We start from the raw sequence: 16,957 nt of genomic DNA, 5'->3' as shown, positions 1-16,957 counted from the left end.
AAAGGGTTAAACCATGAGACTGGGTGTCGACGTTGGCGGAACCTTCACCGACCTACTCCTTCACGATGACGACCGGCGATTGACCTATCGCGCGAAAACCCCGTCTACTCAGGAAGATCAGTCGATTGGTGTGACCAACGGTGTCCGCCTGATCTGCGAACGCGCCGGCATCGAATCGGCGGAACTGGACCTGGTTCTGCACGGCACGACAGTTGCCACCAATGCGGTTCTTGAGGGTAAAGGCGCTCGTGTCGGGCTCTTGACTACCGCAGGTTTTGAATACGTATTGCACCTTGCGAAATCCTGGACGCCCGGGCCGCTGTTCGGATGGATCACGATGGACAAGCCGGAACCGCTGGCGACTCTCACCGACACACGCGGTATCCCCGAAAGGATCAATGCGCAGGGCGAAGTCGTCGAAAAACTCGACGTCGACCGGGCTATCGAATTGATCGACGATCTCTGCAGTTCAGGGATTGAGGCGCTGACAATCTCGCTCATGCACAGCTATGTTAACCCGGCGCATGAGCGCGAGCTCGCACGGATCGTTGGCGAGCGCTTCCCGGACATACCGATTTCCCTTTCATCGGAGATCCTGCCTGAATTCCGCGAATATGACCGCACCATCACCACGGTTATGAACGATTATGTGCGCCCGATCATGACCCGCTATCTGTCCCGTATCGAGGATCGCCTGGCCAAGGAAGGCGTTGCTGCACCGCTTCACATAGTCCGGTCGGACGGTGGACTGATGAGCGCTGGAAGCGCCGCCGAACGCCCGGTACACACGGTTCTTTCCGGTCCGGCAGGCGGCGTGACCGCCACTACGATGATCAGTCGGCGCACCGGCATCGACAGGCTGTTGGCGTTCGATATGGGCGGCACGTCCACTGACGTATCGGTCATTATCGATGGCAAACCCATTATTTCGCGCTCCACCAAAGTGGGTTCATTCCCCGCCAAAGTTCCAACACTGGACGTACGCAGCGTTGGGGCGGGCGGCGGTTCGATCGCGGAAGTGGGAGAATTGACCAATTCTCTCCGTGTTGGCCCGCGCAGCGCCGGTGCCATGCCTGGACCGGTCGCCTACCAGCGCGGCGGGACTGAACCAACCGTAAGCGACGCGAATGTAGTGCTCGGTTATCTGCCGCCGGTGCTACTGGGCGGCGAAATGGAACTGGACGTCGAAGGAGCCCGAACGGCCGTCGGAAAGATCGGTGAGAAGCTTGACCTGTCCGCTGAAGCGGCGGCGCAAGGCATGCTCGATATCGCTAACGAGGTTATGCTGGGCGCGCTGCGCGCCATCACCGTTCAGCGCGGTCTGGACCCGCGGGAGTTCGGCATGGTCGCATTTGGGGGTGCCGGGCCGCTTCACGGGAATGCAGTGGCGCAGCTGCTCGGCTGTTACCCCGTGGTTGTACCAACCAATCCCGGAGTGTTGTCGGCTCTCGGATTCCTCGAGGCCGAGTTCAAGAATGAATTTGTCCGCACGTTCATCAAGAGCGCGGCAGGGACGGATCCGGAAGACATCTGGAACGCGTTTCGCGAGATGGGCGAACAAGCCGTGGACTGGCTGACTCAGCAAGATGTGCCGTCGGATGACCGGCGGATCGAATATTCGATCGACCTGCGATATGAACAACAGGGTTTCGAGGTTACCGTGTCCATTCCGGATCAGCTGATCTGGGATGGCGGCTCGCTCGACAGCGTTTTGCGCGATTTCCACCAGATGCATGAGAGTCTTTACGGGATCTCGTTCGAAGTGCCCGTCGAACTCGTCGCGCTGCGGGTCGTCGCCAATGGCGCTACACCCGAAGTGTCCCAAACCGCAGCGGGCGAAGGCAGCGATGGAGTGGAAGACGCTCTCGTCGAGACCCTTCCGGGATTCTGGGACGGCGAATGGCAGGACACCCCGCATTACGACAGGAGCCGGCTGGGTAAGGACACGCGAGTCGAGGGGCCCGCCATTTTGCGGCAATATGATACGACGACCGTCCTGCTGCCGGGCCATTACGCGCAAGTCGATGGCCATGATAACATCCTGATCTGGCCTTTGGAAAAGGAGGCAAGCGAATGACCGCCACCGTCGATCCCATCACCCTCGATATCATCGAGAACGCGCTTATGAACACGCGTCTGGAAATGGACAGCGTCCTCATGCGCATTTCGCTTTCTCCGCTGATCCGCGAACAGCATGACGCCTTTCCGATGATCTGCAACGAGCGCGGCCAGATGGTCGTGGGGCAGTTCGGATCCTATGTCCCCGGCGTACTGGAGCAATATGAAAACCGGATCGAGGAAGGCGACGTTTTCGTCTGGAACGACCCCTATGCCTGCCGGGGGTCGATCTCGCACAATAACGATTGGTGCGTGATGCTGCCGATCTTCCATGACGGGACGGTCGTCGGATATGCATCGATGTTCGGTCATATGGTCGATGTCGGCGGCAAGGTCGCCGGTTCGATGCCCTATGATGCAAGGTCCATCTGGGAAGAAGGGCTCCGGGTTCCGCCGGTCAAGGTCTACGAAAAGGGCGTGCTGAACGAAGGCGTGCTGGACATCATGCTGAACAACAGCAGGACCCCGCACACCAATCGGTCCGACCTGATGGCTCTCATCGCCGGCTGCCGAACCGGGGCGAAGCGGGTAGGCGAAATCTGCGACCGCTTTGGCCAGGAAACCTATCTCTCGGCCTGCGATCAACTGTTGGATCGCACCAAAGAAGCAATGCGGGCACTGATCCGCAAATTCATTCCCGAAGAGCCGGTCAGTTTCACCGACTATGTCGACGACGACGGGCGCGGCAACGGCCCCTTCAAGATGACATTGTCCATTCATCGCCGCGGCGACATCGCCGTGTTCGACTGGACCGGCACGGACGACCAGGCAGAGGGCCCGATCAACTTCCATATCCATGAAGGGCTCTGCAAGCTGTTCTTCGGCATCTATATGATCATGGCGTTCGATCCGGAGATGCTGTTCAACGAGGGCTTTTACGATCTTTTCGAGGTCGTCCTGCCCGAAGGCAGCCTGCTCAATCCGCGCTTTCCGGCGCCGCTCGGCAACCGGCTTAACACGCACACGCGGTTCTTCGACTGCCAGGCGGGCGCGCTCGGGCAGCAGGCCCCTCACCTTTCGATGGCCGCGGGATATGGCACCAGCCCGCACTTTATCTTTTCCGGCCATGACAGCGAGAACCAGTATTTTCAGATGATGGAGCTGCTGTTCGGTGGGGTTCCCGGCCGGCCGCGCGGGGATGGCCTGGACGGCCATGCATGGTGGCCTTTGTTCAGCGCAACGCCGATCGAATACATCGAAAACTACAATCCGGTCATGGTCGAAAGCTATCGACCCATCCGCGACTCCGGAGGAGCCGGTCTGCATCGTGGCGGCGGAGGGATCGAAAAGGTTTATCGCCTGCTTCAGAGCGGCGAGATTTCCATCCATGATGATCGGGAAACGGTCCCCCCCTGGGGGATCAACGGCGGGCTACCCGGGGGCACGTCGAGCAAGTGGATCATCCGGAACGGCTCCGACAAGATGGAACAGATACCATCGAAAATCGACAATCTGCCGGTAGAGCCGGGCGATCGCATCATCTTCCGCACCGCCGGTTCGGGCGGATGGGGCGATCCGCTGGAGCGCGAACCGGACCTCGTCGCGCGCGATGTACAGCATGATCTGCTTTCGACCGCCAAGGCCGAAGCCGAATATGGCGTCGTCCTTTCTTCCGATGGCGCTGTCGACGCGAAGAAAACGGCGGCGCTGCGCGCGAGCATGCGCGACGAACGCGGCGAACCCGCCCGCTTCAATATGGGCTTCGAACCCGATGAAGCCCGGCAGCTAGAGCCGGCGCTATCTTAACCGCTCCCGCGCGCGCCGAAGGGTGGGGAGAGGAGATAGTGTCCGGCGATAATCGTAATCGCGACATCCCATCCGTGATCAAGACGCGATGCATCATGACCGGCGCGCATCTACGCAGCTGCATCAGGAAGCGTTGCTCCCCATAAAATCTTACAATCCAGAATGATATCCGACTCAATTTTTGGGGGATCGGAACCCTCCTCCCCCGCGTCATCGATCAGCAATCCGACTGTCGTTTGGACCATGGCCTGGATGGGTTGGACCATGGTAGTGAGGCGATACGGCGCGCGGCTCGCTTCGGGGATTCCGTCGAAGCCCGCTACCATGATGTCTTCTGGCACACGCCTGCCAAGCTCGAAACGAAGCGCATCGATCGCGCCCATGGCCATCACGTCATTGACTGCGAAAATACCATCGGGAATGGCTTCTCCGCCCACCCCATAAGTGTCGCGGATCGCCGCGAAGGCGGTGTCGTAGACCGATCCGCCTTCGATTTCCATCAAAGCCGTAGCGGGAATCCCTGCACGCCAGAGCGCATCACGAAACCCCTGCACGCGATCATGGCTGGTCGTGCCCAGCGGATCGCCCTTGATGATGGCGAAGCTGGTTGCCCCGGCAGCGAGGAAGGCGCGACCCAGAGTTTCCGCGCCACCGGCATTGTCGCACCGAACGGCAACGGTTTCGATCCGGGGAATATAGCGATTGAAGAGGACGATCGGAATGCCCCGATCGCGGCAGAGGCTGGTCGACTGGGTCGATAGTTGCGCCGCCGTCAAAATGATGCCGTCCACCTGATGCTGCAGGACACGCATGATGACGTCGTCGCTGGACGAACCCGGATCGACGACGAAAGTCAGAACCTGGCGCCCTCCGGCCTGCAATTCGGCGAGAAACTCCTTCAGCACCCCGATATAGAACGGGTTATCCGTGTTGCCGACGATGAGCGCAATCGTGTTGCTGCGCCGTGTGATCAGCATACTGGCGATCGAATTCGGAACGTAGTTCAGCCTCTTGGCCGCTTCCAGAATGCGGGCGCGCTTTTCGTCCGAAAGAGCGCTTCCGGCCGTAAAGGCACGCGAGACCGAGGATTGCGAAACCCTGGCCAAACGCGCGACGTCTCGCGACGTCACCCGGCTGGAACGAGCACTCATTTCCCGGAATCCCGAACGATGAAAAACTTCATGTTTGATCGCCTGTCGAATGGCTGGGCGTTGGTTGCAGACTCTTGCGAGGTACAGTTGAATACGTATGCAAGTAAAGCTCAAACTCATCCGAACAGGAACAGTACATGATCCGCAAGCTCAAGACCGCCAGAACTTCCGAAGAGCGTCGCCTGGACGACAAGGCAGTCCGCGAAACGGTCGAGAAAATTCTAGAGGATATCGGTGCGCGCGGGGACGCCGCAGTGCGGGAACTGTCGATCAAGTTCGATGGCTGGGACCGCGATTCATTTCTGCTGACTGACGAGGAAAAGCAGGCGTGCGTCGACGAACTGTCCGATCGCGACATTGCCGACATCACCTTCGCGCAGGACCAGGTCCGCAATTTCGCCCGGATCCAACGGGAAAGCATGCTGGATGTCGAAGTCGAAACGCGCCCGGGCGTTGTTCTCGGCCACAAGCATATCCCGGTCAACGCTGCCGGTTGTTACGTTCCCGGCGGCAAATATCCGTTGCTGGCGTCCGCCCATATGTCAGTCATTACCGCGAAAGTTGCGGATGTCGGCCGGGTGGCGACCTGTGCGCCGCCTTACAAGGGCAGGCCGGCATCCGCCATCGTCGCCGCGCAGGTTCTGGCGGGCGCGGATCAAATCTTTGTACTCGGCGGAGTTCAGGCGATCGGCGCGATGGCTATCGGCACCGAGACCATAGCGCCCGTCGATATCTTGGTTGGTCCGGGCAACGCCTATGTGGCAGAAGCGAAACGCCAACTCTTCGGCCGGGTTGGAATCGACCTGTTCGCCGGCCCGACCGAGACTTTGGTAATCGCGGACGAAGCGGGCGCGGACCCGGAATTGTGCGCGACCGACTTGCTGGGTCAGGCCGAACATGGCCCCGACAGTCCCGCAATCCTGCTGACCACCTCCGAACGCCTTGCCCGAGAGACGATGCGCGAGATTGACCGTCTTCTCGAGATATTGCCCACGGCCGATCATGCGGGAGCCGCATGGCGCGACTATGGGGAAGTCATTGTATGCGAAACCGATGCGGAGGCGGTCGCCGTCGCCGATGAAATCGCTTCCGAGCATGTCCAGGTAATGACCGAGGATCCCGATTACTATCTCGCCAACATGACCAATTACGGCGCGCTGTTCCTCGGCGCGCGCACCAACGTTTCCTATGGCGACAAGGTTATCGGCACAAACCACACGCTGCCGACGAAAAAGGCCGCGCGCTACACTGGCGGGCTTTGGGTCGGCAAGTTCCTCAAGACATGTACCTATCAGCGCGTGCTGACTGACGAAGCCTCGGCCGAGATCGGGAGCTACTGCTCGCGTCTCTGCGCCCTGGAAGGATTTGCAGGACACGGTGAACAGGCCAATATTCGCGTGCGCCGATATGGCGGACAAAATGTACCTTATGCCGGGGCGGCCGAACCCATTACCGCATGAAGCCTTCCCTGCCGCAACAGCCTTCCTTTTCGCTGGCCGGCCGCCGGTCGGTCGTCACTGGCGCCGGCAGGGGGATCGGATTGGCCTTGGCGACCGCGCTGGCGCGAGCCGGCGCCGAAGTAACGTTGGTAGCGCGCACGGCGAGCGAGGTGGAAGAAGGCGCCGCTGCATTGCGAGCCTATGGATACAAAGCCCAAAGTGCGCAGCTTGACATATTGGACATTGCGGCCGTGCGTACGTTCTTCGACACACAGCAGGCGTTTCACGTCTTGGTCAACAATGCCGGCACCAACCGTCCGATGCCGATGCAATCGGCAGAGCCGGAAGACTATGATGCCGTGATGGGGCTGAACAGCCGGGCCGCCTTTTTCGTGGCTCAGGCCTGCGCACGCAAGATGATCGAGGCCGGCGAAACCGGTTCGCTGATTCACATCGGATCGCAGATGGGCCATGTCGGCGGCGCCAATCGCGCGTTGTATTGCGCATCGAAATGGGCGCTCGAAGGGATGAGCAAGGCGTTCGCGCTTGATCTGGCATCCCATGGTATACGATCGAACACGATCGCCCCGACATTCATCGAGACGCCGATGACAAAGCCTTATTTCGAAGATGCGGATTTCCGCGAAGAGGTGTTGCGCAAGATCAAGCTTGGCCGGCTCGGCCGGGTGGAGGATCTGATGGGGGCCGTTGTGTTCCTCACCTCCGATGCCGCCTCGTTAATGACCGGAAGCAGCATCGTTATCGATGGCGGATGGACAGCGGACTGACGGCAAAAAAGCAGCGACTAAAGAGGCGGCCAGGAGACTACCAGGCGATCAATCACCAATAGGATGTTGTCGTGCGGAAGGTGGGCGGTAATCTGGAACATTAAGCGGAATTTTCTTCAGATATCATCGGAAGGATAGGATAATGAGCGGCGGAACCCCCGAACTCGATACAACCAATATCCCCCTCGACAAGCTCTACATCGACGGCAAATGGGTTGATTCTCACAGCGGCAGGAAGATCGACGTCATCTCACCCGATGACGAAAGCATAGTGGCCGAAGTCACCGAGGCAACGGAAGAGGATGTCGATCTGGCCGTAGAGGCCGCGCGACGCGCATTCGACAAAGGCCCCTGGCCCCGGCTTTCGATCGGGGAACGCGCCGACTGGGTGCGCAAGCTATCGAATGCGCTATCCGAGCGATCTGACGACATCGCACTTTGCTGGAGCCGGCAGATCGGCGCTCCCTATAATCGCTCGAAAAATGCTGCGCCGTTCTTCACCAAGACTATGGATCCTTACATTGAGATCGCCGGGGAGCTGGATCTCGTCGAGCAAAAGGAGACCGCCAGTCCCGGCGCCGGATTGTTGACCTATGAACCGGTCGGCGTTGTTGCCGCGATCGCGCCGTGGAACGTGCCGGTGAATACGATGCTGAACAAGATCGGACCGGCACTGATCGCCGGCTGCACGGTCATTATGAAACCATCCCCGGAAACGCCGATCGAGGCGTATATCATCGCGCAATGCGCGGACGAGATCGGCTTGCCTGCCGGTGTCCTTAACCTGATCAACGCCCATCGCGACGTGTCCGACTATCTCGTCCGCAGCACCGGCGTCGACAAGGTCAGCTTCACCGGAAGCGTCGTTGCGGGCCAGAGGATCGCGTCGGTGTGCGGCGAACGCATAGCACGCTGCACGCTCGAGTTGGGCGGCAAGTCGGCCGCCATCGTCCTTGACGACTATGATCTGGACAAGGCTGCCAAAACCCTGGTTGACGGCATCTGCGCGCTGAGCGGCCAGAATTGCGCTGCGCTGTCGCGTGTCCTCGTCAGCAGGAACCGGCATGACGAACTGGTCGAGAAGATGAAGCAGGTCGCCGAAAACGTGAAGATCGGCCATACCTTCGATGAGGATACGGCCCTCGGCCCGGTGGCGATGAAACGGCAGCTGGAGAAGATAGAGGAATATATTGCAATCGGTGAGCGCGAAGGTGCAACCCTCGTGACGGGCGGCAAGCGCCCTGCCCATCTCGATCGCGGATATTTCATGGAACCGACCATCTTCGCCAATGTGACGAACGATATGCGCATCGCGCGGGAGGAGATTTTCGGCCCGGTCATATGCGTCTTGCCGTATGATGATCTCGAACAGGCTATCGAAATCGCCAACGACTCCGATTTTGGCCTGTCGGGCGCGGTGTTCACGGAAGATCTTGAAGAGGCATACCGAGTCGCTCGTCGCCTGCGAACCGGCACCGTGGGCCAGAACGCCCCTAAGGCCGATTTCTCAATCGGGTTTGGCGGCTTCAAGAAATCCGGCCTTGGACGGGAGGGCGGTATCCAGGGCTTGAAAGGCTATCTCGAAGCCAAGACTGTGCTGCTGGACGCGGTTCCCGAAACACTGGAAACAGCATGAAAAAGGCCCGGCAGAGGCTTTTGCTTGCCGGGCCTTCCTCCCCTCATCCGCGTGATTAATCCGCTGCCAGCGCAACGACTTACTCGCGCGAATCCCCGAAATGAGGCTTTGCAGTTTGAAATTCCAACCCTGTCGGGTCCCTCTCTCAATCAATGGCACAATTACGCCAGTGCGGCTGCTCGATGGGCTCATTTCGATAAGCTGCACGCGGGACGCCGGGAATGGTCTTCTTGCCGTTTCTCGCAAAGCGATCATTGCGGCAGCGCCATGTCGCCTGGATACTTCCTGTTAGCGTAGCGCTTTGACCGAGCTGGAGGGAGCAGGTCGATGAAAGAGAAACTCAAGCTTTGGTGGCAGCTCTCCGATGAACAAAGCAGTGAGACTGCCGACAACCCGCACGCGCCGCTCCGGCCCGACCAACGTCGCGATACGCTCCCTCTCCTCACCTTGGCTTTTGGATGGGGGTTTCTGGTTACCGGCCTGATTGTCGGCGGTGCCCTGGGCAATGGAATGGCATTTGGCGATTTGTTGAAGGTAACCGCGATCGGCAATACGATCAATTTCGCGATTGGCGCTGCGGTGGCTTATGTCGGCTATCGTACCGGCTGTAACAGCGGTCTTCTCTATCGGCATGTTTTTGGCATTCAGGGCGCAAAGGTCCCGGCGCTCTTCATCGCATTTCTGACGATCTGCTGGCAGGGCATCGTCGTCGGCGCTTTCGGCTTCGCGTGGACCCAGAGCTTCGAGAGCAATGCATTCTACGCTGTCGCGATTTTTGCCGGCCTCCTGTTCACCGCGACAACCTATTTTGGCGTGCGCGGATTAGAAGCCGTCAGCCTTCCGGCGGCTGTGATACTTATTTTGGTCGGCATTTATGCCGGAGCGATCAACATTGCCGCGGCGGGGGGATGGGAGGGATTTCTCGCCTTGTCCGAACGCAACGCGGTCACCGATCCGCTGACTTTGCCGCAGGCAATCAACCTCGTCGTTGGGTCATGGATCGTCGGTGCTATCGTCATGCCGGAATATAGTCGCTTCGCCAAAAAAGCGTGGGTCGCGATCGCCATTCCGTTCATCGTGATGATCGTCGCCCAATGGTTCTTGCAAATCCTCGGCGCGCTGGGCGGAGTCGTATCGGGAAGCTATGATTTCACCACCTATATGCTCGCGCAGGGTGCGCTGATCGGCACCATCGGCGTGATAGCGATGAGCTTCGCCTTGTGGACGACGGGCGATACGAACCTGTATCTACCTGCGGTTCAAACGGCGAGCGTATTCCATCGCCCCCAAAAGGCGATGACTGTGATTTGCGGCCTGCTTGGCACACTGCTCGGCCTCGGGATATATGAACGCTTCGTTTATTGGATCGACCTGCTCGCCAGCCTGGCTCCACCAGTCATCGGCCCGCTCCTCGTGGAATTCTATATTTTCGGCAGGCGCCAAACAGCCAAGCGCGAGACGGCCTTACCAAAGTGGAACTGGTCGGCATTCGCCGCCTACGCGTTGGGTGCCGGATCAACGTTTATCGCACCGGACTGGATCGCCAAGTCACTGGTTGGGCTGACCGTATCGATCGCCACTTACTTTCTTTTCCGCACGATAGAGAATGCTACGCGACCTAGTCTCCAATCCGATCAACCTTAAGCTCTGCCCCATGTACGGCAAGTACTGAAAACGGGCTCGATCCATTTATGACGACCGCGCAGCCACCAGCTTTCCTGTATCGGTAGCTACCGGGTTGCAGTTGAATATGCTCGGATTCCAGTCCTTCCCCATCAACCAGCAGCAGTTCCAGAAACCCCGTACTGTCGAGTGCGAGCTCAATACTCTTATTTTCGCGGACATCGACGAGTGTAGTCCCTCCGCCGGACACACGATCTTGCCGCAACCTATGCACCTCGACCATCGAGCCATCACCGGTGTTGGGGACACTGTGCACCTCGACAATCTCGCCTGACGCGCCGCAGTCAGCCGGGAAATAGGCCTCGTTCTGCATCGGGTCCTGCACCCATTCGAGCGATGCAGGTCCGTCGTAGCGGAGCAGAAGACTGTAACCTTCGCGAATGTATACGTTTGATCCGTGCACGCATCCTCTCGGATAGAAAGCATAACCGCGCTTTTCGAACCAGAGCGCGCCATCAAAGGTGAAACGCCCGCCCAGAACGAATATCTCCTCGTCAGCGGAATGATACTGCCCTCGCCGAGAATCGGCGGGCCGCGGTCGCGACTCTATGAGCGAAGTCGTCGCTTCCGATCCGCGCGTGCCGTTGAGCAGCTTGCTTCGCACCGGCAAATCCGGATCGCCCCGCCACTGCACATCGTCGCTGTTCGTCCATGGTTTTTCTGTGCGCATGAAGTTCTAGCCCCGGATCAACCAATCGCCCGATATCTGGGATTGGCACGCCGAGAGCGTATCGCAAGTCCGAAGGAAACCCGATTGATCACGTGCATAATAACCGCAGATTGATAAAAATACCGATCGATATGGACAGTCCCGGTACGACAAACGATGGTTTTACAATGTATAACTGCGCAAAATTGGCGGATGCCGCAGCGAAAGATCCGGAAGGCTTCTGGTCCGCCCGCGCGGAGGCCCTGGACTGGGATCGAAAATGGAACGCAGTCCTGGATCGCGACGCGAAACCCATCCCGATTTGGTTCCCAGGCGGAAAGATCAATGCCGCCTGGAACTGCATAGATCGCCATGTTGTCGCCGGCCATGGCAAGCAGGCAGCGATCAAATTCGAGAGCCCCGTAACGGGAACTTCGCGGACGCTGACCTATGCTCAATTGCAGGACTTGACTGCCAAGCTGGCAGGATCGCTTCGCGCACACGGCGTCGGCGCCGGCGATCGCGTGCTCATTTACATGCCCAATTCCCCCGAAGCGGTTGTGGCCATGCTGGCGAGCGCGCGGATAGGAGCTGTTCATTCTGTCGTTTTCGGAGGCTTCGCCGCCCCGGAACTCGCCGCACGGATCGACGATGCGGAGCCCAAGGTGATCATCTCCGCCTCATGCGGGATCGAAGTTGCGAAGACGATACCGTACCAGCCGATAATCGATGCCGCACTTAATGCAGCGGACCATACCCCTGACGCGGTGATGTATTGGCAGCGCGACGAGTGTCGTGCGGTCTTTTCGAGCGGTACAAAGGGGACGCAGCATCTTCTGGACTGGGATGAAGCGATCGAGGCCGCCGATCCTGCGGATTGCGTTCCGGTGGATGCGACCCATCCCCTTTACATCCTCTACACTTCGGGAACGACCGGCCAGCCGAAAGGAATCGTCCGTGATACGGGCGGTTATTTGACCGCCTTGGCCTGGACTATGGACGCTGTGTACGATTGCCCGGCAGGCGAGACATATTGGGCGGCAAGCGATGTCGGCTGGGTAGTTGGCCATAGCTACATGGTTTACGGTCCGCTACTGGCCCGGAACACGACGGTAATTTTCGAGGGCAAGCCCGTCGGCACGCCGGACGCGGGCGTCTTCTGGCGGACGATCGCCCAGCACCAGGTTCGCACCTTCTTCACCGCTCCCACAGCAATTCGCGCGATCAAACAAGCGGACCCCGATGGAGAGTTACTTTCCAGCGTCAATCTGTCGGGGCTGAACGCGATCTTCCTCGCCGGCGAGCGCACCGATCCCGACACGCTCGACTGGCTCGGCCAGAGGGTCGATGTTCCCGTTATCGATCATTGGTGGCAAACCGAGACCGGCTGGCCGATCTGCGCAAACGCAATCGGAATCGAGGTTTTGCCGATCAAGGCAGGATCGACGGGACCAGCGCTGCCTGGATGGAATGTCCAATGTCTCGACGAAGGCGGATACCAGGTGTCTCCGGATGAAACCGGCGCGCTTGCGATAAAGCTGCCGCTTCCTCCGGGAGCGGCCCCCACGCTGTGGAACGCGCCTGATCGGTATCAGGAAGCCTATCTGGCGAACTATCCCGGCTATTATCAGAGCGGAGACGCGGGTTTCATTGACGGCGATGGCTATGTCCATGTCATGGGTCGGACTGACGATGTCATCAACGTTGCGGGGCATCGTCTATCGTCGGCCGCCATGGAAGAGGTTTTGGCGGCACATCCGGCCGTCGCTGAGTGCGCGGTTGTCGGCGTTGCGGATGAACTGAAGGGCGAAATTCCGCAAGGCTTCGTCGTATTCAAGGCTGGCAACACATTTGAAGCCGAAGATCTGCGAGCCGAACTCGTCGCGGCGATGCGCAGCGAAATCGGGCCGGTGGCCTCGTTCAAGATCGTGCACATAGTCGACCGGCTGCCCAAGACCCGTTCCGGCAAGATCCTGCGCCGCACAATTCGGCAAATCGCCGACGGGCATACCCCTTCCGTTCCCGCGACGATCGAGGATCCCCAAGTGCTCGACGACTATTACCAGATGTTCGCAGTCCCATGACCCGGCAAGCCGTGCTAAACCCTGAAGATACCGTCATTGACAGGTCCGATGCTGCCGAGCTTTTGGAATTGCTCGACGCGCGTCTGCGCTGGCTGTCGTCCTGGACAATCCATCATGCCAACAATCTCCGCGAGAATGCCGACGGTCTGAAAGTCGGCGGGCACCAGGCGTCATGCGCATCGATTTCCACGATCATGGCGGCGCTCTATTTCACGGCCCTCGGCCCCAATGACAAGGTTGCGGTCAAGCCTCATGCAGGACCGCTTTTGCATGCGATCCACTATCTCCTCGGCGAACAATCGCGAGAGCAGCTGGAGAGATTTCGTGGCTTTGGCGGCGCGCAAAGCTATCCGTCCCGAACCAAGGACAGCATCCCGGTCGATTTCTCGACCGGCTCTGTCGGTCTCGGCGTCGCTATCACCGCCTTTGCCAGCCTCGTTCAAGATTTTCTGCTCGCACACAAGCTGATGGCAATGGAAGATACCGGGCGGATGATTGCGCTTATGGGCGACGCTGAGCTCGACGAGGGTAATATCTACGAGTGCCTGATCGAGGCGTATAAACACGACATTCGCAATTGCTGGTGGATCATCGATTATAATCGGCAGAGCCTGGACGCCACGACCGCGGACCGGATGTTCCGTCGTTTCGACGATATCTTCGAAACCTGCGGCTGGCGTGTCGTAACGTTGAAATACGGCAAGGCGCAGTTGGCGGCTTTTAAAAAGCCGGGCGGCCGAAGTTTGCAACGCTGGATCGATGAGTGCGGCAATGCCGATTTCGCGGCTCTCACCTATCAGGGGGGCGAAGCATGGCGCGAGCGCCTCGTCAGCGACCTTGCCAACAACAGCGAGGCCGTGGCGCTGGTCAATGACTATGATGCCGAGGAACTGGCCCATCTCATGACCAATCTCGGCGGTCATTGCGCCGAGACGCTGGCCGATGCGTTCGCCTCGGCGCAAGATGACATGCCCACCTTATTCATTGCCTACACGGTCAAGGGCTACGGCCTGCCCTTCGCAGGGCACAAGGACAATCATGCTGGCATGATGACTGCCGCACAGATTCAAGGCCTGCGCGAGGATATGGGAATCGGCGAAGGTGAGGAATGGGAGCCATTTGCCGGCATCGGTGCTAATGCATCCGCCAGCCTGAAGGCATTCGTCGAAGCGGCGGCCTTCCGCCGTCAGTGCGGAACCGAAGAGAACGTTATCCCGGTACCGGCGATCACGGCACCGAAGGAACGCGCGATCTCGACGCAGGTCGCCTTCGGCAAAATCTTGCACGAACTCGCAAAATCGGACGAACCACTTGCCGATAGGATCGTCACCACCTCCCCGGACGTGACCGTTTCCACCAATCTCGGTCCGTGGGTCAATCGCCGAGGTTTGTTCCGCCGTGACGAACTGGCCGACGTTTTTCGAGCCGCAAAGATACCTTCCGCGCAAAAGTGGGGTGGAGATCAAGCCGGGCAGCATATCGAGCTCGGCATCGCGGAAACAAACCTCTTTCTGATGCTCGCCGCGGCGGGGCTGTCCGCGCCCCTGTTCGGTCAAAGGATCTTGCCGATCGGAACGGTCTACGATCCCTTTATCGCCCGCGGCCTCGATGCTCTGAATTATGGCTGCTATCAGGATGCACGGTTCCTGCTCGTAGCAACGCCGTCGGGACTGACGCTCGGACCGGAAGGCGGAGCGCACCAGTCGATCAATCCGCCCTTGATAGGAATGGGCCAACCCGGCCTTACCGCTTTCGAGCCCGCATTCGCCGACGAATTGGCCGCAATCATGCAATGGTCTTTCGAATATATGCAGGCGCCGAACGGCGGCTCGGTCTATCTGCGCCTGTCGACCAGATCGATAGAACAGGCCGGGCGAAATGATGCGGGCTGGCGACAGGAGATGCTCAGCGGCGGCTATTGGCTTCACGAACCGAAGGGTACGGAAGCGATCATATTCATGGGCGCGATGGCGCCCGAGGCGATCGACGGCTGGAACCGGATCATGGAACTGCGGCCCGGAGTGGGACTGCTCGTGATCACCTCGCCAGATCTGTTGCACCGCGAATGGTCGATGGCAGTGGCGGCCCGCTCACGCGGCAAAACGCCCCGTCCCTCTCATGTCGAAAATCTCCTTGCCCCACTAGGGCGCGATGGAAAGCTCGTGACGCTGTTGGACGGCTCGCCCAGCGCGCTGTCCTGGCTGGGCGCGGTACATGGTCAGAAGGTCGCGCCGCTTGGCGTAGACCGGTTTGGGCAGACCGGTAATTTGCCGGATCTCTATCGTGAGTATGGGCTTGACGGTGCGGCCGTGGCCAACGCCGCACTGTCGCTGTTCCGCACGCTATGACGGAGGTGCACAAGATCGACGTGGGAGATGCGGAGCTGCATGTCGAAATTTCGGGGATCGGTCCCCCGCTCCTGCTCCTCGCGGGATTGGGCGGCCGGGGGGCTTTCTGGCGAAACCAAGTCGAGGCATTCGCGCAGACCCATCGCCTGATCGTACCCGATCACCGCGGATGCGGCTCCAGTACACGCGGCAAATGCGTGACGGGCATAGATCATATGGCTTCGGACATATTGGCTTTGATCGATGCCCTCGGACTCCAGAGCATCGATTTGGTCGGCCACTCTACCGGAGGCGCAATTGGCCAATACATAGCAATACACCACCCGAATCGAATTGAGAGGTTGGTCTTGAGCTGTAGCTGGGCCGGACCAGACCAATATTTCAGCGCACTGTTCAGCAATCGTAAGGCAATTTTGCAAGATTCCGGGCCGGAGGCCTATCTGGCCCACGGTACGTTCTTGGCCATGCCATCAAGCTACCTCCAACCCGTAATGCGATCGGGTGAAGATATTGTCGCAGATCGTCTTGCAGAGTTTCCGGGAATGGATGTGGAGCTTTCGCGGATCGCCGCCGTGATGGGGCATGATCAACGCGACGGGCTCAGAAAAATCAGCGCGCCTACTTTGTGCATTGGAGCGCGGGACGATCAGATCACACCGCCAGGCTTTACGGAGGAGCTGGCCGCCCGCATTCCCAGCGCCGAACTTCACCTGCTCGATCGTGGGGGCCATTTCTGTGCGATAACCGCGGCTCGCGAATATAATGTGCGCGTCGGCGCATTCTTGAACCAGTAAGGAGGTTGTGATGGACCGGATTGAATCGTGTATAGTCGGACCCGATGAAGGCCGTTCGCTATGGCAGCCGCTCCCCTCGCGGGGTTATGTGACGGTGAATCTGACACCCGAAAACATGCCTTATGATACTTTTTCCAGCGGTATCCAGGTCTTGCCCCCGGGGTGCGAGGTGCGTGAACATGGGCATATACAGAACCACGAACTCGTATTCGTATACGAGGGAGAGGGAATCGTCGAAATTAACGGCGAAGTCACGAAAATAACGCCGGGCTCGACCGTGTTGTTCTCGCGGAATGCCGTCCACCGGATCGAAAACACCGGCACCGACGACATGCGGATGTTCTGGGTGTTCTTCCCGCCGGGTTTGGAAAACTGGTTCGAGGCAATCGGGCGTGAACGCAAACCAGGTGATACCATGCCCGAAGCCTTCGATCGGCCGGACAATGTCGAAGAGGTCATGGCGCAAATGCGCTTCCTGCCACCGAGAGCCAAGGACTGAGAAGGGCTGCCCTCGTCCCTAA

At 59.3% G+C, this 16,957-nt stretch carries 12 protein-coding genes; 10 read left to right on the top strand and 2 right to left on the bottom strand.

All coding sequences use genetic code 11. From position 1 onward, the window contains the following. Window positions 1–13: 13 nt before the first annotated feature. Together HFP57_RS16020 and HFP57_RS16015 are read left to right on the top strand one after the other, a co-directional pair. Window positions 14–2,077 (top strand): hydantoinase/oxoprolinase family protein, encoded by a 2,064-nt coding sequence (locus tag HFP57_RS16020; RefSeq protein ID WP_176870720.1) that lies wholly within the window; start codon window positions 14–16, stop codon window positions 2,075–2,077. Beyond that, window positions 2,074–3,864, top strand: a complete 1,791-nt coding sequence (locus HFP57_RS16015; protein ID WP_176870719.1) for a hydantoinase B/oxoprolinase family protein — start codon at window positions 2,074–2,076, stop codon at window positions 3,862–3,864. Before HFP57_RS16020 ends, HFP57_RS16015 begins: the two co-directional genes overlap by 4 nt. A gap of 110 nt (window positions 3,865–3,974) precedes the next feature. Here HFP57_RS16015 and HFP57_RS16010 read toward each other — a convergent pair whose 3' ends face one another. Continuing rightward, window positions 3,975–5,015: a LacI family DNA-binding transcriptional regulator gene (locus tag HFP57_RS16010; protein ID WP_176870718.1), complete on the bottom strand. Its 1,041-nt coding sequence runs from the start codon at window positions 5,013–5,015 to the stop codon at window positions 3,975–3,977. 137 nt (window positions 5,016–5,152) lie between these two features. On the opposite strand from HFP57_RS16010, the gene hisD reads away from it, so the two are divergent. The 4 genes from hisD (at window position 5,153) to HFP57_RS15990 (ending at window position 10,522) form a co-directional block, all read left to right on the top strand. Beyond that, the gene (gene hisD / locus HFP57_RS16005; protein WP_176870717.1) at window positions 5,153–6,475 is read left to right on the top strand and encodes a histidinol dehydrogenase; all 1,323 of its coding nucleotides are present in this window, start codon (window positions 5,153–5,155) and stop codon (window positions 6,473–6,475) included. After that, entirely contained in the window at window positions 6,472–7,242 is a 771-nt protein-coding gene (locus HFP57_RS16000) for an SDR family NAD(P)-dependent oxidoreductase (RefSeq protein WP_176870716.1), read from the top strand. The genes hisD and HFP57_RS16000 overlap by 4 nt, the downstream gene beginning before the upstream one ends. Before the next feature lie 142 nt (window positions 7,243–7,384). Continuing rightward, window positions 7,385–8,878, top strand: coding sequence for an aldehyde dehydrogenase (locus tag HFP57_RS15995; RefSeq protein ID WP_176870715.1), 1,494 nt, complete (start codon window positions 7,385–7,387; stop codon window positions 8,876–8,878). Window positions 8,879–9,205: 327 nt separating this feature from the next. Then, window positions 9,206–10,522 (top strand): cytosine permease, encoded by a 1,317-nt coding sequence (locus tag HFP57_RS15990; RefSeq protein WP_176870714.1) that lies wholly within the window; start codon window positions 9,206–9,208, stop codon window positions 10,520–10,522. Here the strand turns inward: HFP57_RS15990 and HFP57_RS15985 are convergent. Beyond that, window positions 10,497–11,231: a hypothetical protein gene (locus HFP57_RS15985; protein WP_176870713.1), complete on the bottom strand. Its 735-nt coding sequence runs from the start codon at window positions 11,229–11,231 to the stop codon at window positions 10,497–10,499. The two genes, HFP57_RS15990 and HFP57_RS15985, sit on opposite strands and share 26 nt — an antisense overlap. A gap of 131 nt (window positions 11,232–11,362) precedes the next feature. Here HFP57_RS15985 and HFP57_RS15980 point away from each other — a divergent pair, with 131 nt between their 5' ends. The 4 genes from HFP57_RS15980 to HFP57_RS15965 are packed head-to-tail and all read left to right on the top strand — an operon-like array spanning window position 11,363 to window position 16,935. After that, window positions 11,363–13,294, top strand: a complete 1,932-nt coding sequence (locus tag HFP57_RS15980) for an AMP-binding protein (protein WP_246263202.1) — start codon at window positions 11,363–11,365, stop codon at window positions 13,292–13,294. Further along, window positions 13,291–15,642 carry a transketolase gene (locus tag HFP57_RS15975; protein WP_176870712.1) on the top strand — a complete coding sequence of 784 codons (2,352 nt, stop codon included), beginning with the start codon at window positions 13,291–13,293 and terminating at the stop codon, window positions 15,640–15,642. The genes HFP57_RS15980 and HFP57_RS15975 overlap by 4 nt, the downstream gene beginning before the upstream one ends. 5 nt (window positions 15,643–15,647) lie before the next feature. Next, window positions 15,648–16,436, top strand: a complete 789-nt coding sequence (locus HFP57_RS15970; protein ID WP_176870711.1) for an alpha/beta fold hydrolase — start codon at window positions 15,648–15,650, stop codon at window positions 16,434–16,436. Window positions 16,437–16,446: 10 nt separating this feature from the next. Then, window positions 16,447–16,935 (top strand): cupin domain-containing protein, encoded by a 489-nt coding sequence (locus HFP57_RS15965; RefSeq protein WP_176870710.1) that lies wholly within the window; start codon window positions 16,447–16,449, stop codon window positions 16,933–16,935. Window positions 16,936–16,957 lie beyond the last annotated feature (22 nt).

The sequence above is a fragment of the Parasphingopyxis algicola genome (assembly GCF_013378075.1).
GTDB classification, from domain to species: Bacteria; Pseudomonadota; Alphaproteobacteria; order Sphingomonadales; family Sphingomonadaceae; genus Parasphingopyxis; species Parasphingopyxis algicola.
The sequence above is the reverse complement of the archived record's forward strand: the minus strand, read 5'-3'. Positions and strand labels throughout refer to the sequence as shown.